Origin of the sequence: Paracoccus sp. 228 (genome assembly GCF_000967825.1) — a bacterium.
GTDB lineage: Bacteria > Pseudomonadota > Alphaproteobacteria > Rhodobacterales > Rhodobacteraceae > Paracoccus > Paracoccus marcusii.
Window position 1 is genome coordinate 128,967 of sequence record NZ_JYGY01000005.1, and the last position, 25,359, is coordinate 154,325.

The window sequence follows — 25,359 nt, forward strand, 5'->3', positions numbered from 1 at the left end:
TCCGGGCCGCCGCCTGCGTTTGCGCAGCACACGGGTGCCACCGGCGTTGGGGAACGCGGCGCCCGCATCGGGGGTTCGACATGCCAGGTCCTGAAGGACATCTTTTTCCACGGTTTTCACAACGCGCCGACAGCAAGGTCCCGGTTCTGGCGAACTGGGCCGTCATCGGCATCTTTCTGGTCATGGCCTTCGCAGCCATCGCCGCGGGGCGCGATTTCCTGATGCCCGTCACTATGGCGATGCTGCTGTTCTTCGTCTTCACGCCCCTGCGCCGCTTTGCCGAACGCCGCGGCATCCCGGATGCGGCGACCGCTGCGGGCATCACCCTGTCGATCCTGCTGGCCGTGGGGGTCATCGCCTATGCCGCCAGTGGCCCGCTGAGCCGGGCGATGAGCAACATGCCCATCATCAGCGCGCAGCTGGAGCAGAAGTTCGACAGCGTCCGCGACAGCCTGTCGGACCTGCGCGAGGCCGCCGCACGCATTGACGAGGCGCAGAGCACCGATCCCGGCCCCGAGGAACCCCCCGCCATCCGCATCCAGCAGGAGGGCGAGACGACCCTGGGCACCGTCATGCACATGGCGCCGCTGCTGATGGGGCAGGTGTTGTTCACGCTGATCCTGCTGTTCTTCCTGATCGCGTCCGGCGACCTGCTGTATCTGAAGATCGTCCAGAGCTTCGACCGCATGCGCGACAAGCGCGGCGCCTATCTGGCCCTGCGCCAGATCGAGGATTCGCTTGGCAACTATCTGGGCGCCATCACCATCATCAATGCGGGGCTTGGCCTGGCGGTGGGGCTGACGATGTGGGCCTGGGGGATGCCGGGCCCGCTTCTGTTCGGGATCGGGGCGTTCCTACTCAACTTCATCCCCTATCTGGGGGCGATCACCGGGGTCGCCATATCGGGCATCGTGGCGCTGGTGGTGATGCCGGGGCTGTTCTGGCCGGCGATGGTCGCCGCAAGCTATCTGGGCCTGACATCGCTGGAGGGGCAGATCATCACGCCTTACTTCGTGTCGCGGCGACTGCAGATGAACACGGTCGTGGTGTTCCTGGGCGTCGCGCTGTGGGCCTGGTTGTGGTCGGTCATCGGGATGATCATCGCGGTGCCGGTGCTGGTGGTGATCCGCGTGCTGGCCGAACACATCCCCGGGTGGGAGAAGTTCGGCAACTTTCTGGCGGGCGACGAACCCCCCGCCCTGACTGACGAGGACGAGGACGAGGCCCGCGAACTGGTCGAGGCGGGTGCCGCCGCCGAGGATGGCCCCGCCGCCCGCGCGGTCACGGCCGAACTGGTCGCGACGCACGACACCACCGATGCGCCATAGAAAAACGGGCCGGCGATCGCCGGCCCGTTTTCCTTTGTCATGGGCGTAAGGCTCAGCCTGCGGGCAGGGTGGGCGCGATCTCGTTGACGGCGGCCTCGATCTGCTGGCAGGTCGCCTCGACGGTGCTGCCGCGCTCTTCGACGGCGTCGGCCAGGGACACCTCGGTTCCGCCGACGGACACGGTGCCTTGGGCACCCTTCTCCTCGGCGGCGCTGCCGACGGCCTCGTCACCGCCCTGCAGCAGGCCGACCAGCTTGCCCTGGGCCTCGACGGCCTCGGCCCCGGTGAAGCCCTGCTCCTGGCAGTACTGCAGGATGCCTAGCTGGTTGCGTGCGGCCTCGTAGGTGGTGCCGGGATCGGCGGGGGCGGCCTGCGCGGGGGCATCCTGTGCAGGCGCTGCGGCATCCTGGGCGACAACGGCGGCGGGCAGCAGGCCCAGACCCATGGCGAATGCGATCTTGCGGATCATGTCGTTTCCTTTTTCTGCGTACCCGGTGGTGATCCGGGCAACGTCGGCAGGACGCTAGACCGAGCGATCGGGAATGACCCGACCCGCACCGTCCATGGCCGCCATACCGGCAAGACCCTGCCTGAAACCCGCCCTGAGGTCGCCGGGTATGGGCAGGTTCCGGCGCAGGCTGTCGGCTGCCGATCACATCGACACACGAAATCATCAGCAGCCCCCGTGACACGGGCGTGATTGAACCGTTCGTCCGCCCAAAGGTTGGGTCCGTGACAGCGGCATCGACCGCAGCGAATCACAGGAGAGTACGATGACCAATCCGATCGCATCCCTTAAACTGGGCGGCGCGGCCGCCGTCCTGACCGCCCTGATGGCAACGGCGTCCCTGGCCCAGACCGCCGTGCCGACCGAGGGAATGACCACCATAGAGGAGGTTCAGTTCCCGACCCTTGACGGTTTCGCGACCGATCAGGAGGTCATCGACAGCCTGTCCGCCCAAGGCTACGAGAACGTGGTGGTCCTGCGCGGCCCCGAGACGCTGATCGTCAGCGGGGAACGCGGCGGTCTGCCGACCGAGCTGATCTTCAGCGCCACGGACGGGACGCTGCTGATGGTCGACGGGATCGAGCCGGTGACCGACGGCTGATCTGATGATCCCTTGTTGAACAGGCCGGGCCATGCGCCCGGCCTTTTTCATGGGTCACGATGCGTCGGGATCCTGCGCCAGCCGGTCCAGCGCCGCGGACAGGGCGGCCGCGTCCGATCCAAGCTCCTGCAGCAGGCGATCCTGGAACGCTTGCGCGACCTGGCCCAACCGATCCATCAGATCACGCCCCTGCGGGGTCAGTTCCAATGCGATCAGGCGGCGGTCGCCCGCATGGTCAGATTTGGCGACCAGACCCGCCTGTTCCAGCCGCGTCGCCGCCCGGCTGACGACCGACTTGTCCAGATTGACGCGGGTGTGGATGTCGCGGACGCTGACGGAACCGGAATGGTTCAGATGCGCCAGCACGCGCCATTCGGGAATCGTCAGCCCGGCCTCGGCCGCATAGAGGCGGGCGAAGCGGCGGCTGACCTGCTGGGCCGCGACGGCCAGGCGATAGGGCAGAAAGTCGTCCAGGTGAAAGGCCATGATCCCCTCCGGTCCGGATCAGATGGCCCGAAAGCGGGGCAGGGGGCAACCGCCCGTCACACCAGTCCCAGCATCAGCGGCACCGCGATCAGCGTGGCCAGTGCGGCGGTTTGGACCAGCAGCATGGCGATGGCGGCGGCGCCGACCTGCGCCATGCGCGCCAGCGCGGTCTTCATGCCGACGGCGGCCACGGCGGCGACCAGCAGGGCCCGCGACAGGGTCGAGGCGGCATCGGTCACGGGCAGCGGCACCAGATGCGCCGAATTGGCCGCCGCCAGCACCAGAAACACCAGCACGAAGCCCGGCAGCAGCGGTGGGCGCGCGGCCCCCGCGGGCGCGGCGCGGCGCAGGACCAGCGCCGCGATCAGCACGACGGGCGCCAAGAGCGTCACGCGGATCAGCTTGACCACGGTGGCGATGTCGCCTGTCTCCTCGGACACGGAATAGCCCGCGCCCACGACCTGGGCCACGTCATGGATCGTGGCACCCAGAAACAGGCCGGTCTGATGCTGGTCCAGGCCCAGGCCCGCCGCCAGCATCGGATAGACGATCATCGCGAAGGTCGACATGACCGTGACGGTGATCACGGTAAAGGACAGGTCGCGTTCCGCGCTGTCCCGCGCGGGCAGGACGGATGCGATGGCCATCGCCGCCGATGCCCCGCAGATCGCCACCGACCCGCCGGTCAGCAGGCCGAAGGCGCGGTCCTGGCCCAGCCTGCGCGCCAGCGCGACCGATCCCAGGATCACCACCGCGACCGATCCCGCGACCAATGCCACGAAGGGCCAGCCGATCGCGGCGACCATGTCCAGCGACACCCGCAGGCCCAGCAGCGCGACCCCCGCGCGCAGCAGGGTGCGGGCGGCAAAGTCGATGCCGGGACCGGCGCGGTCGTCCTCGGCCAGGAAATGCAGCGGCATGCCCAGCAGGATCGCCATCAGCATCACCGGCACGCCGTAATGGCCGGACAGGAACTGCGCCGCCATGGCGACGGTGACGGCCAGCATCAGGCCGGGCGCCAGGGCGCGCGCGCGGGCGGCAAGGGGGATGTCGGTGCGGGTCATGGGCGTCCAAGGGGGCCGGGTCGCGGCCCCCGGCAGGGGTTACTGGATGTCGCGGGCGCGTTCCTCGGCCAGCGCGGTCTCGGCTTGGGACACGGCCTCGCGGAAGCTGGCCAGGATCTCCTCGCCGCCGTCGACATTGCTGGTGAACCAGTCATAGACCGGGGCCGCGGCTTCGGTGAAGGCGGCCTTCTCCTCGGCCGTGGGGACATAGACCTCGCCGCCGCCGGCGCGGAACTCTTCATAGGCCGCGATGGACTTGCGCTTGGGCGAGGCGAAGGTCGCCTGCTGCAGCTGGGCGAACCCGTCGACGACGATGGCGCGCATGTCCTCGGGCATCTCCATGAAGCGTTCGTTCGACATCCACCACATCGCGCCCATGTAGGCGTGGCCGTCCAGCGTCAGGTATTGCAGCCCGGCTTCGGGGAAACGCATCGACATGATGTCGGTGATGCCGTTCGCGGTGCCCTCGACCACGTTGGTCTGCAGCGAGGTGAACAGTTCCGCCCAGGGGATCGGCGTGGGCGAGGCGTCCAGCGCGCGCACCAGCTCCTGCGGCAGGTCGGCCACCACGGTGCGCATCTTCAGGCCCGACACGTCGGCGGGCGTCTGGATGCGGCGCTTGGTGTTGGCGAAGTTGCGCCAGCCGCCGGTGTTGCCGATGGTCATCAGCCGCAGCATCCCGCCCGAATCCTCCAGCGTCATGTCGCGCAGCTGGCGGGTGAAATCGCCCGTCAGGACGCGTTCGGCCACCCGGTCGTCGGCCATGATGTAGGGCAGGTCCAAGACCTGCAGATAGGGAAACAGCCCAGCCGCCCCGTCCGAGGTCGAGATGTAGACGTCGATCGAGCCGTCGGCCACGCCCTGCAGGCATTCCGCACCGTTCGAGCAGAGCTGCGTGCCCATGAAGATCTCGACCGCGATGGCGCCGTTGGAGGCCGCCTCGACATGCGACTTGAAGACCTGCAGGCCGTCGAAATCCTCGTCGTTCTCGTTCGAGTTGGCCACGGCGCGCAGGGTGTATTCCTGGGCCATGGCGGGGGTGGCCAGCGCCAGGGCGGCGGCCAGGGTCAGTGCGGGTTTCAGCATGGTATCCTCCCTTGGTGGTCTCAGTCCGCAAAGCCGGTCAGGCGCGGGATGGTCATGGAAATGGCCGGGACATACGTGATCAGGAAGATCACCAGCACCTCGACCAGCAGGAACGGCAGGATGGCGCGGGCGATGGTCATGACCTTTTCGCCCGACACCGCAGAGGCCACGAACAGCACCAGCCCCATGGGCGGCGTGGCCAGGCCCACCGTCAGGTTGACGCACATGATGATCGCGAAATGCACGCTGTCGACGCCCATGCCGGTGAAGACCGGCCCCAGGATCGGCGCCAAGATGATGATCGCGGGGCCCGCGTCCAGGAACATGCCGACGACGAACAGGAACAGGTTGATCATCAGCAGCAGGATCAGCGGGTCGGCGGTCAGCGTCAGGATCCAGTCGGCCATCATCTGCGGCGTCTGCGACAGCGAGATCACCGTCTTGAACGACATCGCCGCACCCACCAGCAGCAGCACCACCGCCGAGGTCAGCGCTGCGCGGCCCAGGACGTCCGGCAGTTCCGCGATCTTCATCGTGCGCAGCACGAACAGGCTGATGACCAGCGCATAGACGGCGGCGACGGCGGCGGCCTCGGTGGGCGTGAAGACGCCGCCCAGGATGCCGCCCAGGATGATGACCGGGGTCATCAGCGGAAAGAACGCCTTGAGGCTGGCCTGTCCGCGCTGGCCCCAGCTTTGGCGGGGCGCGGCGATGGGAAAGTCGTAGCGGTCGGCCATGACCTTGACCGCGATCATCAGGCCCACGCCCACCAGGATGCCGGGCACGATGCCCGCCAAAAACAGCGCCGCGACGCTTTCGCCCATCACATAGGCATAGATGATCATGATCCCCGACGGCGGGATGATCGGCCCGATGACCGAGCTGGCCGCGGTGATCGCGGCGGCGAAGCGGCGGGTATAGCCCTGCTTCTCCATCGCCGGGATCAGCATGGACCCAAGCGCCGAGGTGTCGGCCACGGCCGACCCCGACAGGCCCGCGAACAGCATCGACGACAGGATGTTCACATGCGCCAGGCCGCCGCGGAAATGTCCCATCAGGGCCTGGGCGAATTCGACCAGGCGCAGCGTGATGCCGCCGCGGTTCATCAGCTCGCCCGCCAGCATGAAGAATGGGATCGCCATCAGCGGAAAGCTGTCCATGCCGTTATAGAGGTTGCGGTACAGCAGCGTCAGGTCGCGTTCCTGTCCGTTCAGCATCAGCAGGATGCCCGGCGCCGCCAGCATCCCGAAGAACACCGGCAGGCCGATCAGCAGAAAGGTCAGGAACAGCGGCAGAAACAGGATCAGCATCACTCGGCCCCCCGCAGGCCCGCATCCAGCCCCTCGATCGGGGGCAGGTCGCGGGCGCCGCCCAACTGCGCCAGGATGCGCAGGATCAGTTCGACATTCACGGAAATCAGCAGCATCAGCCCGACCGGGATCGACGCCATCATCCAGGACCGCGGTACCCGGTACCAGTCGCTTAAATCCAGCGACGTGGGCAGGAACAGCGATGCGCTGGCAAAGCGTCCGCCCAGGCCCGTCACCTCGCGCCAGCCGATCTGCACGGCTGCGACCAGCACCACCAGCGACACGACCAGCAGGACCAGGTTCAGCAGCCGCGCGGCCGTCGCGGGCAGCATGGCGGGAAGAAAGTCGATCGCGACGAAACCCCCGCGCCGGAACGCGGTCGGCGCCATCAGGCCGGTCATCCACAGCATGCAGAACCGCGCGGCCTCGTCCGGCCAGGCCAGGGCGCTGTTGAAGCCATAGCGGGCGACGACCTGCACGATGGTCACCACGACCATCAGGCCGATGGCCACGATGCCCACCGCGCGCCCCGCGCGCAGCAGCTGTTCGTTGATCCGGGACAATGGCCGGACAAGGCCCGTCAGCAGGCGCATCTTGGGTGTCTCCTCCCCCGTTTCGTGACGGTGCCGGGCCTCCTCCTGCCCGGCGCCGCGGTCGGTCAGCCTCTGGCGATCCCGGCGATCTGCCCGCCGAAGAAGGCCAGCGGATCGCCTTCGGTGATCTGGGCGTGCAGGACGCGACCGACGATGATCATGTGGTCGCCCGCCTCGTGCATGGCGAACAGGTCGCAATCGAACCGGACCAGGCAGCGGTCCAGCACCGGCACGCCATGCGCGTTCGCGGACAGGCCCGCATGGTCCAGCGCGTTGCGGTTGCGCGCGACGGTCCAGGCCAGGTCGGCCTGGTCGGCGGCCAGCACGTGGATGGCGAAATGGCGCGCCTGCGCAAAGACCGGAAAGCGCGAGCTGGCCAGCGCCGGCGACCACATCACCAGCGGCGGATCCATCGAGATGGACGAGAAGCTGTTGGCGGTCATCGCCGCGCAGCCGCCCTCGGTCGCGGCGGTCACCACCGTGACCCCGGTCGCGAAGCGGCCAAAGGCATCGCGCAGCAGCCGCCCGTTCTGCGGATCGGGAACGAAGCTGTGCGGGATCGGTCGCGTCATGGCACCTCTTGCCCAAGGGCTGCTTGGTAAAGGCGGAACCACTGCACGCGGTCCAGCCGGACCTTTTCGGCATCGGCGATCCGGGCGATCCGTGCAAGCGAATTGGTGCCCATGACCGGCAGGATGGTCGCGGGGTGGCGCAACAGGAACGCAACAGCCACCGCCGCGCGGTCCACGCCGAATTCCGCCGCCAGCGCGTCCATTTCAGCGGCAACGGGTCCGTGACCGGTCATCAGGCTGCCGCCGCCCAGGGGCGACCAGGCCATGACCGGGTCGCGGCGGCGCTGATGAAAGGCCAGGTCGCCGTTGGTGAAGGGCTGGATCGCGGCCAGCGACACCTCGATCTGGTTGGTGACCAGCCGGGTCTGCATCGACCCTTGCAGCAGTTCCACGTCCCAGGGGCGGAAGTTCGACACGCCCACCGCGCGGACCTTGCCCGATGCCACCAGCGCGTCCAGCGCCGCGCCCGTGTCGTCGGGGTCCATCAGCGGGTCGGGGCGGTGGATCAGCAGCAGGTCGATCCGGTCCGTGCCCATATCGCGCAGCGACGTGTCAACCGCGGCGCGGATGTGGTCGCCGGATGTGTCGTAATGCTTGCAGGCCGCGTCGGCGTATTTGCCGATCGGTGCGATGATGTCGCATTTCGTGACGATCTCGATCCGGTCGCGCAGGCCGGGGCTGGCACGCAGGGCGGCGCCCAGGATGCCTTCGGCGGTATAGGCGCCATAGATGTCGGCCTGGTCCATCGTGGTGATGCCCTGGTCCAGGCAGGCCTCGATCTTGGCCTGGACATGGGCGGGCGAGGTGTCGGCATCGTCGCCGATCCGCCACATGCCATAGACCAGCCGCGACAGGCTCAGATCGTCGGTCAGCGTCACACGGTTCATCTCAGCGCCTTTCGCCGGTGCCCAGGGGCGTTGCGGGGGTGGTGTCGGGCACGCGGCCCCAGACACGGTTCAACTGGCAGGTATTCATCTGCGGCAGGACGCGGCTGCCGAAATGGCAGGCCTCGTCCTTGTGGGGATAGCCCGACAGGATGAAGGCGCGAATGCCCATGCGACGCAGCTCCTCCAGCTTGGTCAGGACCTGGTCGGTCGATCCGACGATGGCCGCGCCGCAGCCCGACCGCGCCCGGCCCACGCCGGTCCACAGGTTGGGCTCGATATAGCCTTCCAGATCGGCCAGCTCTCGGTTGCGCGCCTGGCGGCTGACGCCGAGCGAGCTCGCGTCCAGCGCGCGTTCGCGGATCAGCCGACCCTGGTCATCGTCCAGCTGGCTGACAAGGTCGCGGGCATATTCGCGGGCCTCGGCCTCGGTGTCGCGGACGATCACATGGGCGCGAAAGCCGTAATCCAGCGTGCGGCCGTATTTCTCGGCCGCGGCATGGGCGGCGCGCATCCGGTCGGCGATGTCCTCGGTCTTTTCGGGCCACATCAGATAGACGTCGCAATGCTGGCCGCACAGGTCCAGCGCGTCGGGGGAATAGCCGCCGAAATAGAGCATCGGCCCGCCCGTCTGATAGGGCTGGACAGGATCGGTGGTCAGGCCGCTGAAGTCATAGACCTGTCCCTGATAGTTGATTTCGCCCTGCGTCCAGGCCTGCTTCAGGATCTCGACCACCTCGCGACTGCGCTGATAGCGGAAGGGGCTGGGCTCCTGCTGGCCGGGGAAATCGCTGCTGATGATGTTGACCGTCAGGCGGCCCTCCAGCATGTGGTCCAGCGTGGCGATGGTGCGGGCCAGCATGATCGGCTGCATCTCTCCGCAGCGGACGGCAGCCAGCATGTTGATGCGTTGGGTGATCGGCGCGCAGCCCGCGACGAAGGACAGCGTGTCCTGGCCGACCTGATAGCTGGACGGGCACAGGATGTTGCCGAACCCCTGCCGTTCGGCGGTGCGCACGATGTCCGAACAATGCGCCCAGCTTGACCGCAGCGACCCGTCGGGCACGCCCAGATGGCGGTAATCGTCGGAACACAGCGCCGCGAACCAGGCGACCTCGACGGCATCCAGATCGGCTGAGGTGACGGGGACGACGGTCATGGTTTCCTCCCGGGACGGCGTCGGATTTCCCTTTGCATAGCGCCCCCCATCGTGTAAATCAATGGTGTATCAATTTACCGGGGGACGGTCGTGGCAGGGGCAGGCGAACATCGGTCGGACGCGTTGCCGATCCACCTGCAGATCACCGAGATGATGATTCGCGACATCGCCGCGGGTCGTCTGGTCGATGGCCAGAAGCTGCCGCCCGAACGCCAGATGGCCCAGGCGCATGACACCACCGTGCGGACCCTGCGCAAGGCGCTGGCCGAACTGGAGGCGCAGGGCCTGCTGGACCGTCGGCAGGGATCGGGGAACTACATCCGGGCGGGCGAACCGACGCGGGCGGTCTATTCGATGTTCCGGCTGGAACATGCGCAGGGCGGGGGCGGGCTGCCGCGGGCGCGGCTGCTGTCGGTCGGATCGCATCCCAAGGATGCCGGCCAGCCCGCCTATGGCAGCGCCGATCACGGCACCCGGTTCCGGCGCCTGCGGTTTCTGGACGACACCCCCATCGCGGTCGAGGAGATCTGGCTGGACGGCGGGGCCGGGGCCATCCCTCCCGAGATGGTGCAGGATTCGCTGTACCTGACCTATAAGCGGGCGCTGAAGCTGTGGATCACCCGGGCCGAGGATCGCGTCGGTCTGGGCACCGTGCCCGACTGGGCGCCGCCCGATTTCGCGCCCCGCCCCGGCAGCACGACCGCCTTCATCCAGCGCCTGTCCTGGGCGCAGACCCAGGACGCGGTCGAATTCTCGCGCACCTGGTACGACACCGACCGCGCGCTCTACGTCCAGCGCCTCGTCTAAGGAGATCCCATGACCATGCAAGACAGCCGCGTGATCACCTATGGCGTGATCGGCTGCGGGATGATGGGGCAGGAACACCTGCGCAACATCGCCCTGCTGCCCGGTACCGCCATCGGTGCCATCTTCGAACCCGACGCCGCCATGCGCGCCCGCGCCGCGGCGCTGGCCCCCGGTGCGCACATGGTCGACAGCGTGGCCGACCTGCTGGCGCACCCGGGGCTGGACTGCCTGCTGATCGCCAGCCCGAACCACCGCCATGTCGAACAGCTGCAGGCCGTGGCCGCGCACAGGCCGCTGCCGGTGCTGGTGGAAAAGCCGCTGTTCACCCAGGCGTCGGACGCGGCGGCGGTGGCGGAACTGGCCGCACGGCACGCGGCGCCGGTCTGGGTCGCGATGGAGTACCGCTACATGCCCCCCGTCGCCCGGCTGCTGGAGATGGCCCAGGAGGCCACCGGCGGCATCCGCATGCTGAGCATCCGCGAACACCGCTATCCGTTCCTGTCCAAGGTCGGTCAGTGGAACCGCTTCAACCGCTACAGCGGCGGGACGTTCGTCGAGAAGTGCTGCCATTTCTTCGACCTGATGCGGCTGGCGCTGGGGTCTGACCCGGTCCGCGTGATGGCGACCGGCGGGCAGGCGCTGAACCACCTGGACGAGGTGCATGACGGCCGGACGCCCGACATCTTCGACCACGGCTATGTCGCGGTGGACTTTGCCGACGGCACCCGCGCCATGCTGGAGCTGTGCATGTTCGCCGAAGGATCGCGCTGGCAGGAGGAGATCAGCGCCGTGGGCCCCCGCGGCAAGATCGAGGCCTTCGTGCCCGGTCCCACGCGCTTCTGGCCCGCGCATCTGGGCGATCCGCCCGTGGCGCAGGTCGTCGTGTCGCCCCGCGAACCCCGCGGGCCGCAGGTCCACGTGATCCCCGTGGACCCGACGCTGCTGGATGCGGGGGATCACAACGGCTCGACCTTCTATCAGCACCGGGGGTTCTTGGAACTTGTCCGCGGCCAGCGCGACCGCCCCGACGTCAGCGTCCAGGACGGCATCTGGGCCGTGCGCATGGGGCTGGCGGCGCAGACCGCGATGATCGAGCGGCGCGTCGTCGAATTGTGACGACCCGCACAGCGGATGTGCGGCCAAGGCAGTGCCGCGCATCCGCGAAACGCGCTATCAGGGGAAAAATCCGCATCGAAGGCCCCCCATGCGCCAGAACACCAAAGCCAGCTATGGCAGCGTCGCCCGCAGCCTGCACTGGCTGACCGCCCTGATCATCCTGTCCAACATCGCCCTGGGCCTGTGGGCCGAACGCATCCCGCTTGATCAGATGGCGCTCAAGGTGCAGGTGTTCTCGTTCCACAAGACGCTGGGTCTTGCGGCGCTGGTCGTGGCGCTGGTGCGCATCGGCTGGGCGCTGACCCAGACGCGCCCCGCCCCCGTCCACCCCGAACGCCGGCTGGAGACCCTGCTGGCCGAGGCGGTGCATTGGACGCTTTACGGGTCGATGGTGCTGGTGCCGGTGACGGGCTGGATCGAACATGCCGCGACCGACGGGTTCGCGCCGATCCTGTGGCCCTTGGGGCAGGGGCTGCCGCTGGTGCCGAAATCGCCCGCCCTGGCGACGGTCATGGCCCAGGTGCATCACGTCTTTGCCTTCTTGCTGATTGGGTCGGTGGTCCTGCATGTGGCGGGCGCCATCAAGCATGCGGTGATCGACCGCGACGGGGTGCTGGGCCGCATGACGCGGGGCGTGCCCGCGGGCCGGGGCATCGCCGCCCGCCACGCGCTGCCGGCGCTGGTTGCGGTGGCGGTCTTCGGGGCGGGGGCGGCCTATGCGCTGGCCACCGCGCCGCGCGACGCGGCCCCGGTGGCGACGCTGGAACAGGCGGAGTCCGAATGGCAGGTCACCGACGGTGAACTCGGCTTTGCCGTGCGCCAGATGGGATCGACCGTGACCGGCAGCTTTGCCGACTGGACGGCGGCGATCACGTTCGACCCGGACAGCGGCACGGGCGCCGTGACGGTGACCATCAACATGGACAGCGTCACCATCGGCACCGTCACCGACCAGGCCAAGGGGGCCGAGTTCTTTGACGTCGCCGCCCATCCCACCGCCGTCTTCGAGGGCACGATCCGACCCGAGGGCGCGGGCTATGTCGCCGAAGGACCGCTGCGCCTGCGCGACCAGCAGATGCCCGTCACGCTGCCCTTCGATCTGACCATCACGGACGGCGTCGCCGTGATGCAGGGGCAGGCTGTGATGGACCGCCGCGACTGGCAGGTGGGGGCGGGGTATGCCGACGAAAGCACGGTGGGGTTCCAGGTGGACCTGACCGTCGCGCTGACCGCCACACGGTGATGTGCGCTGGCTGACAGCCCCTGTTCGCGCATCGCTAGTTGCCCCACGGGCCGCTTCCAAGGATGGTGCCCCCACAACAAACGGAGATTCCGATGCTGAAAACGACCGCCCTGACCGCCGCTTTCGCCCTCGTCGCCGGTGCCGCCCTGGCCGCGCCCGAAACCTACAGCCTGGACACCTCGCACAGCCAGATCGTGTTCGACTACAGCCACCTGGGCTTCTCGACCACGACGGGCATGTTCGGCGACATCACCGGCACGATCATGTTCGACGCCGAGGACCCGGCCGCATCCTCGGTCGAGGCGACGTTCCCCGTCGCGTCGCTGATGACCGGCTTTGCGGGCCGTGACGAGCATTTCCTGTCGCCCGACTTCTTCGGCGCCGAGGGTGCCGCCCCCGAGGTGACCTTCAAGTCCACGGGCATCGAGGTCACCGGCGACACCACCGCGCTGATCACCGGCGATCTGACCCTGAACGGCGTCACCAAGGATGTCGTCCTGGACACCACGCTGAACCAGCAGGGCACCCACCCGATGGAGAACAAGCCCTGGCTGGGCTTTGACGCGACCACCACCCTGCTGCGCAGCGACTTCAACGCCGGCATGTTCGCCCCCGCCGTGTCCGACGAGGTCGAGGTCCGCATCTCGGTCGAGGCGATGCCCGCCGAATGATTGCCGATCCGGCGTGACGACAGGGGCCCGTGGCATCGCCGCGGGCCCTTTCGCATGTCGCCGATCCAATAGCCGGGTCGCGACCGGCATGGTTGACTGGTCTGCGCGAATCACCGCTGGATGGGAGGACCGCCGCATGACTGTCAGGACCATCCTTGCCCTGCTGGCGGCGCTGCCGCTGGCCGCCTGCGTCGGTGACGACCTGACCGGCCCCGCCGCCACCGCCTGCCGCGCGGCCATCGCGGCCCAGGTGGGCAGGGGCCTGTCCGCCGTCACCGTCGTCACCATGACCGAAACGCAGGCAGGCGCCGACATCCAGGCCGCCGTCACCGGGGCCGAGGCGCCATGGACCTGTCGGACCGACGCCGCCCATCGCGTCCTGGGCGTGATGTATTCCGGCAGCGAGGGGGCCTTGTGAGCCCAAAAAGACAAGATGCCCGCAGGTCACCTGGGGCAGGGTTCACAAGATTGCATTTGGGGGGATGACTGGTAGCGGAGGAGGGACTCGAACCCCCGACACGCGGATTATGATTCCGCTGCTCTAACCAACTGAGCTACTCCGCCACGAGTAGCGGCGATCTAAAAGACTGGCGCAGGGCCGTCAAGCGGGTTTTGCCAAAAAGCGCGCGCAGAGCGTTCGGGGCGCTAGATCTGCAGGCCCGCGCAGCGCGCGGTGTTGCGGATGTGGTCGCGCATATGCGCCTGCGCCGCGTCGGGATCGCGCCGTTCCATCGCGGCTAGGATGGCGCGGTGTTCGGCGATGGACTGCGCCATGCGATCGGGGTCGGTGTTCGGGATCGGCTGGCGCTGCGTCTCGGTCAGCAACTGGCTGACGGTACTGTACAACGTGGCCAGCATCCGGTTCGGGCAGGCCTGCGCGATGCCCTGATGCAGGGCCAGGTCGGCGTCCACATGGGCGACCAGGTCGCCCTGCGCCCAAGCCTGCTCGAACTGGGCGGCGGCCGATTGCAGGCCGGCCAGCGCATCGGGGGTGATGGCGGATGCGGCCAGCCGCGCCAGCTCTCCCTCGATCAGCAGGCGGGTCTGGAACACTTCGCGCAGATCGTGGGCATCGTCATAGCGCCATGTCGTCTGCGCGGGCCGCGTTGCCGGGTCCATCACGAAGGTCCCCCGCGCGGGCAGGGTCTGGACCAGGCCCAAGGTCTCCAGCGTCAGCAGCGCCTCGCGCAGCGACGGGCGCGACACGTTCAGCTGTTCCGACAGCACCCGCTGCGACGGCAGCCGCTCTCCGGCCTTGAGTTCGCCCGACCGGATCATCTCCTGCAGGCGACGCGCGATGGTCTGCGTCACCGGTCCCTTGTCCCACATCACCCGCGCATTGCCCTTTCCGTCGGCATCGTGTCCGCCATCCATCTGCACAGGAACCACGGCCATTGCAAACCGGATCGGCCCGTGGCTTGATACTGGTCAGACCGGTTTGGCCGGTCAATCCAGAATCATAAAGACGGGGAGATGATCATGCACGGAAAAAGGATGCGCCGCACGGCCATGGCACTGGTGCTGCTTGCCGGTTCGGCCCTTGCCGCCTCGGCACAGGAGACCCTGACGGTGGGCGCCAACATCGGCAACGTCCCGTGGGAGTTCCAGGACGATGCCGGCCAGTTCGTGGGCTTCGAGATCGACCTGGTCGCCGCCGTGGCCGACCGCATGGGCGCCGAGGTCGAGACGGTGAACATTCCCTTCAACGGGCTGTTCTCTGCCGTGCAGTCGGGCCGGATCGACATCGCGACCAGCTCCATCACCATCACCGACGAACGCCTGGAATCGGTGACCTTCGCCCAGCCCTATTACGACAGCGACCAGTCGCTGACCGCCCTGGCCGAGGGGCCGAAATCGCTGGCCGAGATGAAGGACAAGGTCGTCGGCGTCGACACCGGATCGACCGGCGACATGTGGGCGACCGAGAACCAGGCCGAATACGGGTTCGCCGACATCCGCCGCTATGAGGGGCTGGCGCCCGCGATGCTGGACCTGCAGGCGGGGCGGATCGACGGGTACGTGTCGGACATCCCGGCGCTGCAGTACTACGTCAAGGACAAGCCGCAGCTGGCCGTCGTCGAACGCATCCCGACCGGAGAGAAGTATTCGATGATGTTCGCCAAGGACGCCGAACTGGCGACCGAGGTCAACACCATCCTGGACGCGCTGAAGACCGAGGGCGTGGTGGCCGAGCTGCACGAGAAATGGTTCGGCGTCGCCCCCGACGCGGAGTCGTCCACCGTCACCGTCCTGCCGATGCCGACGCTCAACTGATCCTACAGCCGGGTCCGGGCCCGTCCCGGACCCGAAGGGATGCACATGGATATCTTCGACACCTTCCTGAACGCCGAGGTGATGCGGCGGACCTTTCCCATGCTGCTGCAGGGTCTGTGGATCACGCTGCAGCTGGGGGCGGCCAGCATCGTCGCGGGGCTGGTGCTGGGCCTGGGGCTGGCGATGGCGCGGCTGTACGGGCCCGGCCCGGTCCGGTTCGTGACACGGCTCTATATCGACATCTTCCGGTCGATCCCGCTGCTGGTGCTGCTGATCATCGTCTATTACGCGCTGCCCTTCGTGGGTCTGCGCCTGTCGCCATTCGCATCCGCCATGAGCGCGCTGACGCTGGTGTCGGGCGCCTATACGGCCGAGATCTTTCGCGCGGGCATCGAGGCGATCCCCAAGGGCCAGTTCGAAGCCTCCGCCGCCCTGGGCCTGAACGGCCGCCAGACCATGGCCGACGTGATCCTGCCGCAGGCGGTGCGGATCGTCATTCCGCCGCTGACCAACAATTCGATCAACGTGGTCAAGGACACCGCCCTGGCATCCGTCGTGGCCATGCCCGACCTGCTGAAGCAGGCGACGCAGGCGCAGGCGCTGGCGGCCAATCCCACGCCGCTGATCGTGGCCGCGGTGATCTATATCGCGTTCCTGTGGCCGCTGGTGGCGCTGGTGTCGCGCATGGAACGCCGCTTTGCGGCCCGGAGGCGCTGAGATGACCGGTTTCGTCAGCATCCGCAACCTGCGGAAATCCTATGGCAGCTTCGAGGCGCTGCGCGGCATCGACCTGGACGTCGCCAAGGGCGAGGTGGTGTGCATCATCGGCCCGTCGGGGTCCGGCAAATCAACCCTTATCCGCTGCATCAACCGCCTGGAGGGGTTCGACCCCGCAAGCGAGATCCGCGTGGACGGCACCTCCGTCACCACCGGCCGCGCGCTGGCCAAGGTGCGGGCCGAGGTGGGCATGGTGTTCCAGTCCTTCAACCTGTTCCCGCATCTGACGGTGCGTGAAAACGTCATGCTGGCGCCCCGCCGCGTGCGCCGCACCACGCGGGCGGATGCCGCGGCCCAGGCCGACCGCCTGCTGGCCCGCGTGGGCATTTCCAGCCAGGCTGACAAGTACCCCGAGAATCTGTCCGGTGGCCAGCAGCAGCGCGTCGCCATCGCACGGGCACTGGCGATGGAGCCGCAGGTGATGCTGTTCGACGAACCGACCAGCGCGCTGGACCCGGAAATGGTGGGCGAGGTGCTGGACGTCATGCGCGATCTGGCCCGAACGGGCACCACCATGATCGTCGTCACGCACGAGATGGGCTTTGCCTCCCAGGTGGCCGACCGCGTCATCTTCATGGATGCGGGCCAGATCGTCGAACAGGGACCGCCCGCGCAGGTGCTGTCCGACCCCCAAGAACCACGCACGCGCAATTTTCTTGGCGCCGTGCTGAACCACTGAAGGACGACCCCGATGACACAGCTGGACATGGCCTATGTGCAGTCCCAATTTCCCGGCCTGACGCAGGACTGGGTGTTCTTCGACAATGCCGGCGGCGCGCAGATCGCCCAGCCCGCGCTGGACCGCATGGTCGAGTTCCTGACCCATCGCAACGTCCAGATCGGGGGCAGCTATGCGGTGTCGCAGGCTGCGGCCGAGGCGCTGATGGCGGGCCGTCGCGCCGCCGCGACGCTGGTCAATGCCGCCCGCCCCGAGGAGATCGTCTTCGGCCCCTCGACCACGGTGCTGATGGGCAATCTGATGCAGGCCATGCGCCGTCAGTTCGTGCCGGGCGACGAGGTCATCGTCACCATGGCCGATCACGAAAGCAACATCGGCCCCTGGACCCGGCTGGAGGAATTCGGCGTCGTCATCAAGGTCTGGCCGCTGAACGCGGACACGATGGACCTGCAGCTGGCCGATCTGGCCCCGCTGATGACCGACCGCACCCGTCTGGTTTGCGTGACGCATGTGTCCAACATCCTGGGGCAGGTGCATCCCGTCGCGGATTTCGCGCGCTTCGTCCATGACCGCGGCGCACGGATCTGCGTCGATGCGGTAGCCTATGCGCCGCACCGGCTGATCGACGTGCAGGCCTGGGATGTCGATTACTATGTCTTCAGCCTCTACAAGGCCTATGGCCCGCACGGGGCGCTGATGTACGGAAAATACGACCTGCTGGCCGAACTGGACGGGCTGTACCACTACTTCTATGGCAAGGATAAGGTTTCGGCCAAGCTGGAGCCCGGCAATCCCAGCTATGAGGCCGCCTATGCCACCGACGGCATCCTTGAATACCTGACCACGCTGGCCCGCCACCACGGCGCGACGGGCGACGACCGCGCCCTGCTGGAGGCCGCCTTCGATCTGATCACCGCGCAGGAGGATGCGCTGACCGACCGCCTGCTGGCCTGGCTGTCGGCGCGCAACGACTGCCGCGTCATCGGCGGATCGGTCAACCGCGACAGCACCCGCGTGCCGACCATCGCCTTCAAGTTCGACGGTGTCGATTCCGGCGCCGTCGCCCGCGCGATGGACGATCACGGCATCGCCATGCGCTTCGGCGATTTCCATTCGCGCCGCCTGGTCGAGCATCTGGGCGAGGATCAGGACGGCGGCGTGCTGCGCGTGTCGATGGTGCATTACAACACGCTGGATCAGGTCGACCGCCTGACCGACGCGCTGGCCCGGATCGTCGCATGAGCGGGCTGGACCTGATCATCGCGGGCGGCACGGTCGTCACCGCCGCCGACAGTTATGCCGCCGATATCGGCATCCGCGACGGGCGCATCGCCCAGATCGGGCAGGGGCTGACCGGGGCCGACCGGATCGACGCCACGGGGCTGCTGGTCCTGCCGGGCGGGATCGACGCGCATGTGCATCTGGACCAGCCGACCTCGGACGGCACGACCATGGCGGACGGCTTCGCCAGCGGCACCCGGTCGGCGGCGGCGGGGGGCAACACGACCGTGCTGCCCTTTGCGCTGCAGATCAAAGGACAGTCGTTGCGCGCCTGCGTCGAGGATTATCATCGCAAGGCCCAGGGGCATTGCCACACCGACGTGTCGTTCCACCTGATCGTCAGCGACCCGACCCCCCAGGTCCTGGGGCAAGAATTGCCGGCGCTGGTCCGCGACGGGTACACGTCGTTCAAGGTCTTCATGACCTATGACGACCTGGTCCTGAACGACGCCCAGATCCTGGACGTGTTCGAGTTGGCGCGCCGCGAACGCGCCCTGGTCATGGTCCATGCCGAGGGGCATGACGCGATCCGCCACCTGACCCGCCGCCTGGAGGCCGAGGGCCGCACCGCGCCCTATTACCACGGTCAGGCCCACGCCCAGATTGCCGAACGCGAGGCCACGCACCGCGCCATCAGCCACGCCCAGCTGATCGACGTGCCGGTGGTGATCGTCCATGTCTCGGGCCGCGACCCGATGGAGCAGATCCAGTGGGCCCGCGCCCGAGGCCTCAAGGTTCACGCCGAAACCTGCCCCCAGTACATCGCCCTGACCGCCGACGACCTGCGCGGGCTGAACATGGATTTCGACGGCGCGAAATACGTCTGTTCCCCGCCGCCGCGCGATGCGGACAGCCAGGCGGCGATCTGGCAGGGGCTGCGGGACGGGACCTTCGACATCTTCTCGTCCGACCACTGCCCGTTTCGCATCGACGGGACGGGCAAGGACACGCCCCGCGCGCGATCGTCTTTCAAATACGTGCCGAACGGCATTCCGGGGGTCGAAACCCGCCTGCCGATCCTGTTTTCCGAAGGCGTCGGCAAGGGGCGCATCAGCCTGCAGCGGTTCGTGGCGCTGACCGCGACCAACCCCGCGCGGCTCTATGGCCTCTATCCGCAAAAGGGCAGTATCGCCATCGGCGCGGATGCCGACCTGGCGCTGTGGGACCCGACCCTGACCCGGCCGATCCGGCAGGCGCAGCTGAACCACGGCTGCGACTACACGCCCTACGAGGGGATGGAGATCACCGGCTGGCCGGTCCGGACCCTGCTGCGCGGCCGGACCATCGCGCAGGACGGCGTCCCGGTGGGCGATCCCACCGGGGGGCACCTGTCGCGCGCCACCAGCGAGGCGTTCGCCTAGACGTCGAAGTTGCTGGGCAGCACGATCATGTCGCGGATCGTCACGTTGCGCGGGCGCGTCAGCATGTACATCAGCGCGTCCGCGACCTCGACCGGTTCGATCAGGGCGCCGGCATCCTTCATGCGCTGCAGGCGTTCGGGTTCCCAATCCGCCAGCAGGGCCGAGATGACCGGCCCCGGAGAGACCTGTCCCACCCGCACGCCGTGGCCCATCAGCTGGCGGCGCATGGTCTGGACGAAACAGGTCACGGCCCATTTCGACGCGGTATAGACCGGCTCGACGTGGATCGGCGCGTGTCCGGCGATGGAGCTGGTGACGATGATGTCGCCCGTGCCGCGTTCGATCATGTGGGGGGCCACCGCATGGACGTTCTTCATCACCGCGTTGACGTTCAGGTTCAGCATGCGGTCGATGGCGGCCGGGTTGGTGTCGACCAGATCGCCGCCGATATAGCTGCCCGCGTTGCACAGCATGATGTCGATCTGGCCGACCTTGTCCAGGATCTGCGGCACCATCGCGTTGCAGCTGTCCGCGTCCAGCAGGTCGGTGACCTGGGCGATCGCATCTGCGCCCAACTCGCGCGTCAGCGCGTCCAGCGCGTCGGCGTTGCGGTCGACCAGCACCACGCGGGCGCCCGCCTCCAGCAGGGCGCGCGTGGCGGCCAGCCCGATGCCCGATGCGGCCCCGGTGATCGCGGCAACCTTGCCGTGCAGGTCTTGGGACATGGTATTCTCCTTGGGATGGTGTTCGGTCAGACGGCCAGGAAGCCGCCGTCGAGGGGCAGGACCGCCCCGGTGATCAGACCCGCATCGTCCGACAGCAGCAGCGCGATGGCGCGGGCCACGTCCTCGGCCTCGGCAAAGCGGCCCATCGGGTGGCGGGCCATCATCGGGTCGCGTTTGGCCGGCGCGCTCCAGGCGGCGGCCGCCAGTTCGGTCAGCGTGACGGTGGGCGCGATGGCCACGGCGCGGATGCCGTGGGGACCCAGTTCGCGCGCCATGACGCGGGTCGCGCCCTCCAGCCCGGCCTTGGACGCGGCATAGGCGACGTGGTCGGGGAATCCGCGATGGCCTGCGATGCTGGTGACGTTGACGATGGCCCCGCCGCCGCCCACGGCGATCCGGGCGCGGGCGAACTCCTGCGCGCAGATCAGCGCGCTGCGCAGGTTGATGTCCATCACCGTGTCATAGCCCGCGTCGGTCAGATCCAGCAGCCCCTCCAGCACGTTGGTGCCGGCGCAGTTGACCAGGAAGTCGCAGGTCCCGGCCTGGGCCATGGCATCGCGCGCGGCCGCGGGGTCGGACAGGTCGGCCACGATGGCGCGTGCGTCCAGGCTGTCCAGATCGGATTGCGTGCGGCTGATGGCCGTGACCCGCGCGCCGCGTTCGGCCAGCAGGATGGCGGTGGCCCGGCCGATGCCCTTGCCTGCGCCGGTGATGATGACGGATCTATCCGTGAAGGGCATCGTGGTCTCCTCTCAATGCGGCGTCGATGTCGCCGCGCAGGTCGCGGGCGGTGGCCTGAAGCGTCAGGAAGGCCCGATGGCGCGCGGCGTGCAGCCGCTGGCTGTCGGGATCGGGGTGATGGGTGGTCAGGACGCGCGACATGGCGGGCATGGCCGATGCCAGGTCGGGGAACACCCCGCCCGCGACCGCGCCCAGCATGGCCGCGCCCAGCAGGACGGGCTCGTCCGCCGCTGCGGCATCCACGGGCAGGCCGGTCGCATCGGCCAGCAGCTGGCGGATCAGCGGATGGCGGCCCGCGCCCCCGCTGATGGCGATGCGCGCGACCGGTGCCCCGTGGGCGGCCTGGGTCGCGATGATCTGGCGCAGGCCGTAACCCAGCCCGCAGACCCCCGCGACATACAGCGAGATCAGGGATGCCAGGTCCGTGTCCATCCCCTGGCCGCTGACGATGGCGCGGGCATGGGGGTCGGCAAAGGGCGCACGGTTGCCCAGGAATTCCGGCACCACATGCAGGTGGGCCGCCTGCCGCACGGCGTCGGGCGCGGCCTGGTCCGCCAGCCATTCGGGCAGGGACCGGCCCTGCGCGCGGGCGGCGTCGACCGCCTGGTCGTGGGCGGGATGCAGGCGCAGCAGGTGGTCGATGGCCGCGCCCGCGACCGACTGCCCGCCCTCGTTCAGCCACATGCCCGGCACCATGGCCGAGAAATAGGGCCCCCAGACACCCGGCACGAAGGCCGGGTTCCGCGTCGTGGTCATGGTGCAGGACGATGTGCCGAACACATAGCCCACCGTGTCGACCGGATCGCCCATCGCGGCGACGGTGCCGACCCCGCCCGCATGCGCGTCGATCAGCCCTGCGCCGACGGCGATGCCGGGCCGCAGGCCCATGGCGCGCGCCGCATCGGCGGTCAGGCCCGCGCCAAGGGGCGTGGCGGGCGGCACGACCTGCGTGCCGATGCGCGCGAAGCCTTCGTCGGCCAGCACGCCCAGGCCGATGGCGCGGAAGTAATCGGCGTCCCACCGGCCCTCATGCGCCAGATAGGTCCATTTGCAGGTCACCGTGCAGGTCGACCGCGCGGTGCTGTCCGTGGCCTTCCAGGTCAAAAAATCGGTCAGGTCGAAGAAATGGCGCGCCGCGTCAAAGACCTGGGGCCGGTTCTCGCGCAGCCACAGCAGCTTTGGCGTCTCCATCTCGGGAGAGATGCGCCCGCCGACATAGCGCAGGACGTCGTGCCCGCCCGCATTGATGCGCGCCGCCTGGTCGACCGCGCGGTGGTCCATCCAGACGATGATGTCGCGGTCGGGATGGGCGGGGTCGCCCACGCCCAGGGGCGTATCGCCCACCACCACCAGCGAACAGGTGGCGTCGAACCCGATGCCTGCCACGCGGGCCGCGTCGATCCCGGCCTGGGCCACCGCGGCGCGGGTCGCGGTGCAGACCGCGTCCCAGACCTGCGCGCTGGACTGTTCGGCGATCACCCCGTCAGGGCGGTGCATGGCGATGTCGCATTTCCCGGTGCCAAGCGCGGCGCCCGTGGCGTCGAACACGCCCGCCCGCGCCGATCCGGTGCCGACGTCGATGCCGATCAGGTACCGGTCCATCAGCGCCATTCCCGCCCGATATAGATCGCCAGCAGGATGATCAGGCCCTTGATGACGTCCTGCATGTAGGGGTTGATGCCCACCAGGTTCAGGCCGTTGTTCAGGATGCCCAGCAGCACCGCGCCGATCAGCGTGCCCAGGATCAGCCCGCGGCCGCCTGCGATGGCGGTGCCGCCCAGGACAACGGCCGCGATGGCGTCCAGCTCGAATCCCACGCCAGCGTTGGGCTGGCCGCTCATCAGGCGGCCGGTCAGCACGATGGCGGCCAGCGACGCGGTCAGCCCCGAGATGGCATAGACCGCCAGCTTGACCAGCCGGGTGCGCACGCCGGACAGGCGGGCGGCGGTCTCGTTGCCGCCGATGGCATAGACGTGGCGGCCGAAGGGCGTGCGCTGCAGCAGCAGCCAGGCCAGCGCATAGACGACGATCATGATGATCACCGGCACGGGCATGATGCCCACCCGGCCGACGCCGAACCAGGACACCCAGCCCGGCAGCCCGCTGATCGGATAGCCGCCTGAATAGATCAGGCCCAGCCCGCGGGCGATGCCCATCGTGGCCAGGGTCACGATGATTGCGGGCATCTTGCCCCAAGCCACCAGCACGCCGTTGAACAGCCCCAGCCCCAGCCCGACCAGCAGGGCGGCGGCGATGCCCACCCCACCGGGCAGGCCCATGTTGACCATGATGCCGGCCGCGACCGTGCCGGCCAGCGCCATGACCGCGCCCACAGACAGGTCGATCCCACCGGTCAGGATGACGAAGGTCATGCCCACCGCCAGGATGCCCACGACCGACACCTGCCGCAGCACGTTCAGGATGTTGTTCACGGTGAAGAAGTTGTCGCTGGCGAAGGCCATCAGCACCGACACCACGATCAGCCCGACCAGGGGCAGCGCCAGGGGCGAATGCAGCAGCCAGTCGAAGGCGCGGTGCTTGGCGGTGTTTGCGTCATGCGACATGGTGGACCTTTCCCGTTGTTGCATGTGTCATGATCCCTTCCGAGGTGATCGCGTCCCCCTCGACCGTCGCGACGATCCCGCCAGAGCGGAAGACGCAGACCCGGTCGGCCATGCCGATGACTTCCGGCAGTTCTGACGAGATCATGATGATGGCGTATCCCTGCGCCGTGAACCGGCGCATCAGCTGATAGATTTCGGCCTTTGCGCCGACGTCGATGCCGCGCGTGGGTTCGTCGAAGATCAGCACCCGCATCTGGTGGTTCAGCCAGCGGGCGATGACGACCTTCTGCTGGTTGCCGCCCGACAGGGTGTCGACGCGGGCGCGGGGGCCCTGGGCCTTGACGCGCACCTGCTCCATCGCGGCCCGGGTCGAGGCCAGTTCCTTCTTGAAGTCGATGAACCAATGGGCCTGGCGATATTTGCCGTAGTTGTTCACCGACACGTTCTGCAGGATGGAAAAGGCCGTGATCAGCCCCTGTTCCTTGCGGCTTTCGGGCAGAAGGCCGATGCCGCGGGCCAGCCCGTCGGCCGGGTCGCGCAGGCGCGCCTCGGCGCCGTCCACGCGGATCTTGCAGCGCGCGGCGGGATATTCGCCCAGGATCGACAGGACGGTCTCGGTGCGCCCGGATCCGACCAGCCCGGCAAAGCCCAGGATCTCTCCGGCGCGCAGTTGAAAGGACGATACCGGGCCGCCGCGACGCAGCTGCACCTCGACCGCCTCCAGCACGACGGGGGCCGCGGGGTCGCGGGCGGGCTTGGGGGGAAAGCTGTTCTCGATGCGGCGGCCGACCATCATCTCGACCAGGCGGTCGATGGTAACGTCGGCGACATCGGTGCTGCCGACATATTCGCCGTCGCGCAGCACGGTGATGCGGTCGCAGATCTCGAATATTTCGTCCAGGTGGTGAGAGATGAAGACGATGGCCACCCCGGCGGCGCGCAGTTCGCGCATGACCTTGAACAGGTGTTCCGTCTCGGACGGGGTCAGGGTCGCGGTGGGTTCGTCCAGGACCAGGATGCGGGCGTCCAGCGACAGCGCCTTGGCGATCTCGACAAACTGCTGTTCGGCGACCGACAGGCGCGCGATGGGCACGTCCAGCGGCAGGTCGACCTCAAGCCGCCGCAGGATCGCCTGCGCGCGGACCCGCATCGCCTTGCGGTCCAGAAGGCCCAGGGGGCCGCGCATCTCGCGGGCCAGGAACATGTTCTCGACCGCGGTCAGGCCGGGGATCAGGCTGAATTCCTGGAACACGATGCCGACGCCCGCCGCGATTGCCGCGTCATAGGTGGCAAAGCTGCGCGGCTCTCCATCGATCAGGATCTGGCCGTCCGAGGGCTGGATGATGCCGCTGACGATCTTCATCAGCGTCGATTTCCCGGCGCCGTTCTCGCCCAGAAGGGCGTGCACTTCTCCGGCGCGGACATGCAGGTCCACGCCATGCAGGACCTCGATCCGGCCAAAGCTTTTGCGTATTCCCCTGAGTTCCAGCATCTTGCCCCCTTTCGTTCGGCCGCGCCCCGTCGGGGGC

General features: G+C 68.2%; 27 protein-coding genes and 1 tRNA gene. 12 read left to right on the plus strand and 16 right to left on the minus strand.

Features of this window, described 5'->3' with window-relative positions; all coding sequences use genetic code 11:
* The first annotated feature begins 80 nt into the window (after positions 1-80).
* Positions 81-1,328, plus strand: coding sequence for an AI-2E family transporter (locus SY26_RS15490; RefSeq protein WP_046001264.1), 1,248 nt, complete (start codon positions 81-83; stop codon positions 1,326-1,328).
* A 52-nt stretch (positions 1,329-1,380) separates the two neighbouring features.
* Here the strand turns inward: SY26_RS15490 and SY26_RS15495 are convergent, their stop codons facing one another.
* Positions 1,381-1,797, minus strand: coding sequence for a pore-forming ESAT-6 family protein (locus SY26_RS15495; RefSeq protein WP_046001265.1), 417 nt, complete (start codon positions 1,795-1,797; stop codon positions 1,381-1,383).
* 304 nt (positions 1,798-2,101) lie between these two features.
* Between SY26_RS15495 and SY26_RS15500 the strand changes: the two genes are divergently transcribed.
* Complete coding sequence (locus tag SY26_RS15500) at positions 2,102-2,437, plus strand: hypothetical protein (RefSeq protein ID WP_046001266.1); 336 nt, start codon at positions 2,102-2,104, stop codon at positions 2,435-2,437.
* Between the two features lie 54 nt (positions 2,438-2,491).
* Here SY26_RS15500 and SY26_RS15505 read toward each other — a convergent pair whose 3' ends face one another.
* From SY26_RS15505 to SY26_RS15540, 8 genes are all read right to left on the minus strand, one after another.
* A complete protein-coding gene (locus tag SY26_RS15505; RefSeq protein ID WP_046001267.1) occupies positions 2,492-2,923 on the minus strand; it encodes a MarR family winged helix-turn-helix transcriptional regulator in 432 nt (143 codons plus the stop codon).
* Positions 2,924-2,979: 56 nt separating this feature from the next.
* Complete coding sequence (locus SY26_RS15510) at positions 2,980-3,987, minus strand: YeiH family protein (RefSeq protein WP_046001268.1); 1,008 nt, start codon at positions 3,985-3,987, stop codon at positions 2,980-2,982.
* A gap of 39 nt (positions 3,988-4,026) precedes the next feature.
* Positions 4,027-5,073, minus strand: a complete 1,047-nt coding sequence (gene dctP, locus SY26_RS15515; RefSeq protein ID WP_046001269.1) for a TRAP transporter substrate-binding protein DctP — start codon at positions 5,071-5,073, stop codon at positions 4,027-4,029.
* Positions 5,074-5,093: 20 nt separating this feature from the next.
* Positions 5,094-6,383 carry a TRAP transporter large permease gene (locus tag SY26_RS15520; protein WP_045982414.1) on the minus strand — a complete coding sequence of 430 codons (1,290 nt, stop codon included), beginning with the start codon at positions 6,381-6,383 and terminating at the stop codon, positions 5,094-5,096.
* Positions 6,383-6,976, minus strand: a complete 594-nt coding sequence (locus tag SY26_RS15525) for a TRAP transporter small permease (protein ID WP_046001270.1) — start codon at positions 6,974-6,976, stop codon at positions 6,383-6,385. The genes SY26_RS15520 and SY26_RS15525 overlap by 1 nt, the downstream gene beginning before the upstream one ends.
* Before the next feature lie 65 nt (positions 6,977-7,041).
* Complete coding sequence (locus SY26_RS15530; protein ID WP_046001271.1) at positions 7,042-7,548, minus strand: flavin reductase family protein; 507 nt, start codon at positions 7,546-7,548, stop codon at positions 7,042-7,044.
* A complete protein-coding gene (locus SY26_RS15535) occupies positions 7,545-8,435 on the minus strand; it encodes an aldo/keto reductase family oxidoreductase (protein WP_046001272.1) in 891 nt (296 codons plus the stop codon). The genes SY26_RS15530 and SY26_RS15535 overlap by 4 nt, the downstream gene beginning before the upstream one ends.
* A 1-nt stretch (position 8,436) precedes the next feature.
* The gene (locus SY26_RS15540; RefSeq protein ID WP_046001273.1) at positions 8,437-9,591 is read right to left on the minus strand and encodes an LLM class flavin-dependent oxidoreductase; all 1,155 of its coding nucleotides are present in this window, start codon (positions 9,589-9,591) and stop codon (positions 8,437-8,439) included.
* A gap of 90 nt (positions 9,592-9,681) precedes the next feature.
* Here SY26_RS15540 and SY26_RS15545 point away from each other — a divergent pair, with 90 nt between their 5' ends.
* The 5 genes from SY26_RS15545 (at position 9,682) to SY26_RS15565 (ending at position 13,846) form a co-directional block, all read left to right on the plus strand.
* Positions 9,682-10,398: a GntR family transcriptional regulator gene (locus SY26_RS15545; protein WP_369799445.1), complete on the plus strand. Its 717-nt coding sequence runs from the start codon at positions 9,682-9,684 to the stop codon at positions 10,396-10,398.
* Positions 10,399-10,407: 9 nt separating this feature from the next.
* Entirely contained in the window at positions 10,408-11,514 is a 1,107-nt protein-coding gene (locus SY26_RS15550) for a Gfo/Idh/MocA family protein (RefSeq protein WP_369799446.1), read from the plus strand.
* An 88-nt stretch (positions 11,515-11,602) separates the two neighbouring features.
* Entirely contained in the window at positions 11,603-12,757 is a 1,155-nt protein-coding gene (locus SY26_RS15555; protein WP_046001274.1) for a cytochrome b/b6 domain-containing protein, read from the plus strand.
* Positions 12,758-12,849: 92 nt separating this feature from the next.
* Positions 12,850-13,428, plus strand: a complete 579-nt coding sequence (locus SY26_RS15560; protein WP_198143189.1) for a YceI family protein — start codon at positions 12,850-12,852, stop codon at positions 13,426-13,428.
* A gap of 136 nt (positions 13,429-13,564) precedes the next feature.
* Positions 13,565-13,846: a hypothetical protein gene (locus SY26_RS15565; RefSeq protein ID WP_046001275.1), complete on the plus strand. Its 282-nt coding sequence runs from the start codon at positions 13,565-13,567 to the stop codon at positions 13,844-13,846.
* A 69-nt stretch (positions 13,847-13,915) separates the two neighbouring features.
* Here SY26_RS15565 and SY26_RS15570 read toward each other — a convergent pair.
* Both SY26_RS15570 and SY26_RS15575 read right to left on the minus strand, forming a co-directional pair.
* Positions 13,916-13,992 (minus strand) — tRNA-Met (locus SY26_RS15570).
* A gap of 81 nt (positions 13,993-14,073) precedes the next feature.
* The gene (locus tag SY26_RS15575) at positions 14,074-14,823 is read right to left on the minus strand and encodes a FadR/GntR family transcriptional regulator (protein ID WP_232303368.1); all 750 of its coding nucleotides are present in this window, start codon (positions 14,821-14,823) and stop codon (positions 14,074-14,076) included.
* Positions 14,824-14,922: 99 nt separating this feature from the next.
* Here SY26_RS15575 and SY26_RS15580 point away from each other — a divergent pair, with 99 nt between their 5' ends.
* The 5 genes from SY26_RS15580 to hydA are packed head-to-tail and all read left to right on the plus strand — an operon-like array spanning position 14,923 to position 19,800.
* Complete coding sequence (locus SY26_RS15580; protein WP_232303369.1) at positions 14,923-15,702, plus strand: ABC transporter substrate-binding protein; 780 nt, start codon at positions 14,923-14,925, stop codon at positions 15,700-15,702.
* 45 nt (positions 15,703-15,747) lie between these two features.
* Entirely contained in the window at positions 15,748-16,419 is a 672-nt protein-coding gene (locus SY26_RS15585; protein WP_045982421.1) for an amino acid ABC transporter permease, read from the plus strand.
* Position 16,420: 1 nt separating this feature from the next.
* Positions 16,421-17,158 (plus strand): amino acid ABC transporter ATP-binding protein, encoded by a 738-nt coding sequence (locus SY26_RS15590; RefSeq protein ID WP_046001276.1) that lies wholly within the window; start codon positions 16,421-16,423, stop codon positions 17,156-17,158.
* Positions 17,159-17,170: 12 nt separating this feature from the next.
* Positions 17,171-18,400 (plus strand): cysteine desulfurase-like protein, encoded by a 1,230-nt coding sequence (locus tag SY26_RS15595; protein ID WP_046001277.1) that lies wholly within the window; start codon positions 17,171-17,173, stop codon positions 18,398-18,400.
* Positions 18,397-19,800, plus strand: coding sequence for a dihydropyrimidinase (gene hydA / locus SY26_RS15600; RefSeq protein WP_046001278.1), 1,404 nt, complete (start codon positions 18,397-18,399; stop codon positions 19,798-19,800). Before SY26_RS15595 ends, hydA begins: the two co-directional genes overlap by 4 nt.
* Here the strand turns inward: hydA and SY26_RS15605 are convergent.
* From SY26_RS15605 to SY26_RS15625, 5 genes are read right to left on the minus strand one after another with little or no spacing between them, the layout of a single operon-like run.
* The gene (locus SY26_RS15605; protein ID WP_046001279.1) at positions 19,797-20,525 is read right to left on the minus strand and encodes an SDR family oxidoreductase; all 729 of its coding nucleotides are present in this window, start codon (positions 20,523-20,525) and stop codon (positions 19,797-19,799) included. The two genes, hydA and SY26_RS15605, sit on opposite strands and share 4 nt — an antisense overlap.
* 26 nt (positions 20,526-20,551) lie before the next feature.
* Positions 20,552-21,265 carry an SDR family oxidoreductase gene (locus SY26_RS15610; RefSeq protein ID WP_046001280.1) on the minus strand — a complete coding sequence of 238 codons (714 nt, stop codon included), beginning with the start codon at positions 21,263-21,265 and terminating at the stop codon, positions 20,552-20,554.
* On the minus strand, positions 21,249-22,868 hold the full coding sequence (locus SY26_RS15615; RefSeq protein ID WP_046001451.1) for an FGGY-family carbohydrate kinase: 1,620 nt from the start codon (positions 22,866-22,868) through the stop codon (positions 21,249-21,251). Before SY26_RS15615 ends, SY26_RS15610 begins: the two co-directional genes overlap by 17 nt.
* The gene (locus SY26_RS15620) at positions 22,868-23,830 is read right to left on the minus strand and encodes an ABC transporter permease (RefSeq protein WP_046001281.1); all 963 of its coding nucleotides are present in this window, start codon (positions 23,828-23,830) and stop codon (positions 22,868-22,870) included. The genes SY26_RS15615 and SY26_RS15620 overlap by 1 nt, the downstream gene beginning before the upstream one ends.
* On the minus strand, positions 23,820-25,322 hold the full coding sequence (locus tag SY26_RS15625; protein WP_046001282.1) for a sugar ABC transporter ATP-binding protein: 1,503 nt from the start codon (positions 25,320-25,322) through the stop codon (positions 23,820-23,822). Before SY26_RS15625 ends, SY26_RS15620 begins: the two co-directional genes overlap by 11 nt.
* Positions 25,323-25,359: the final 37 nt, after the last annotated feature.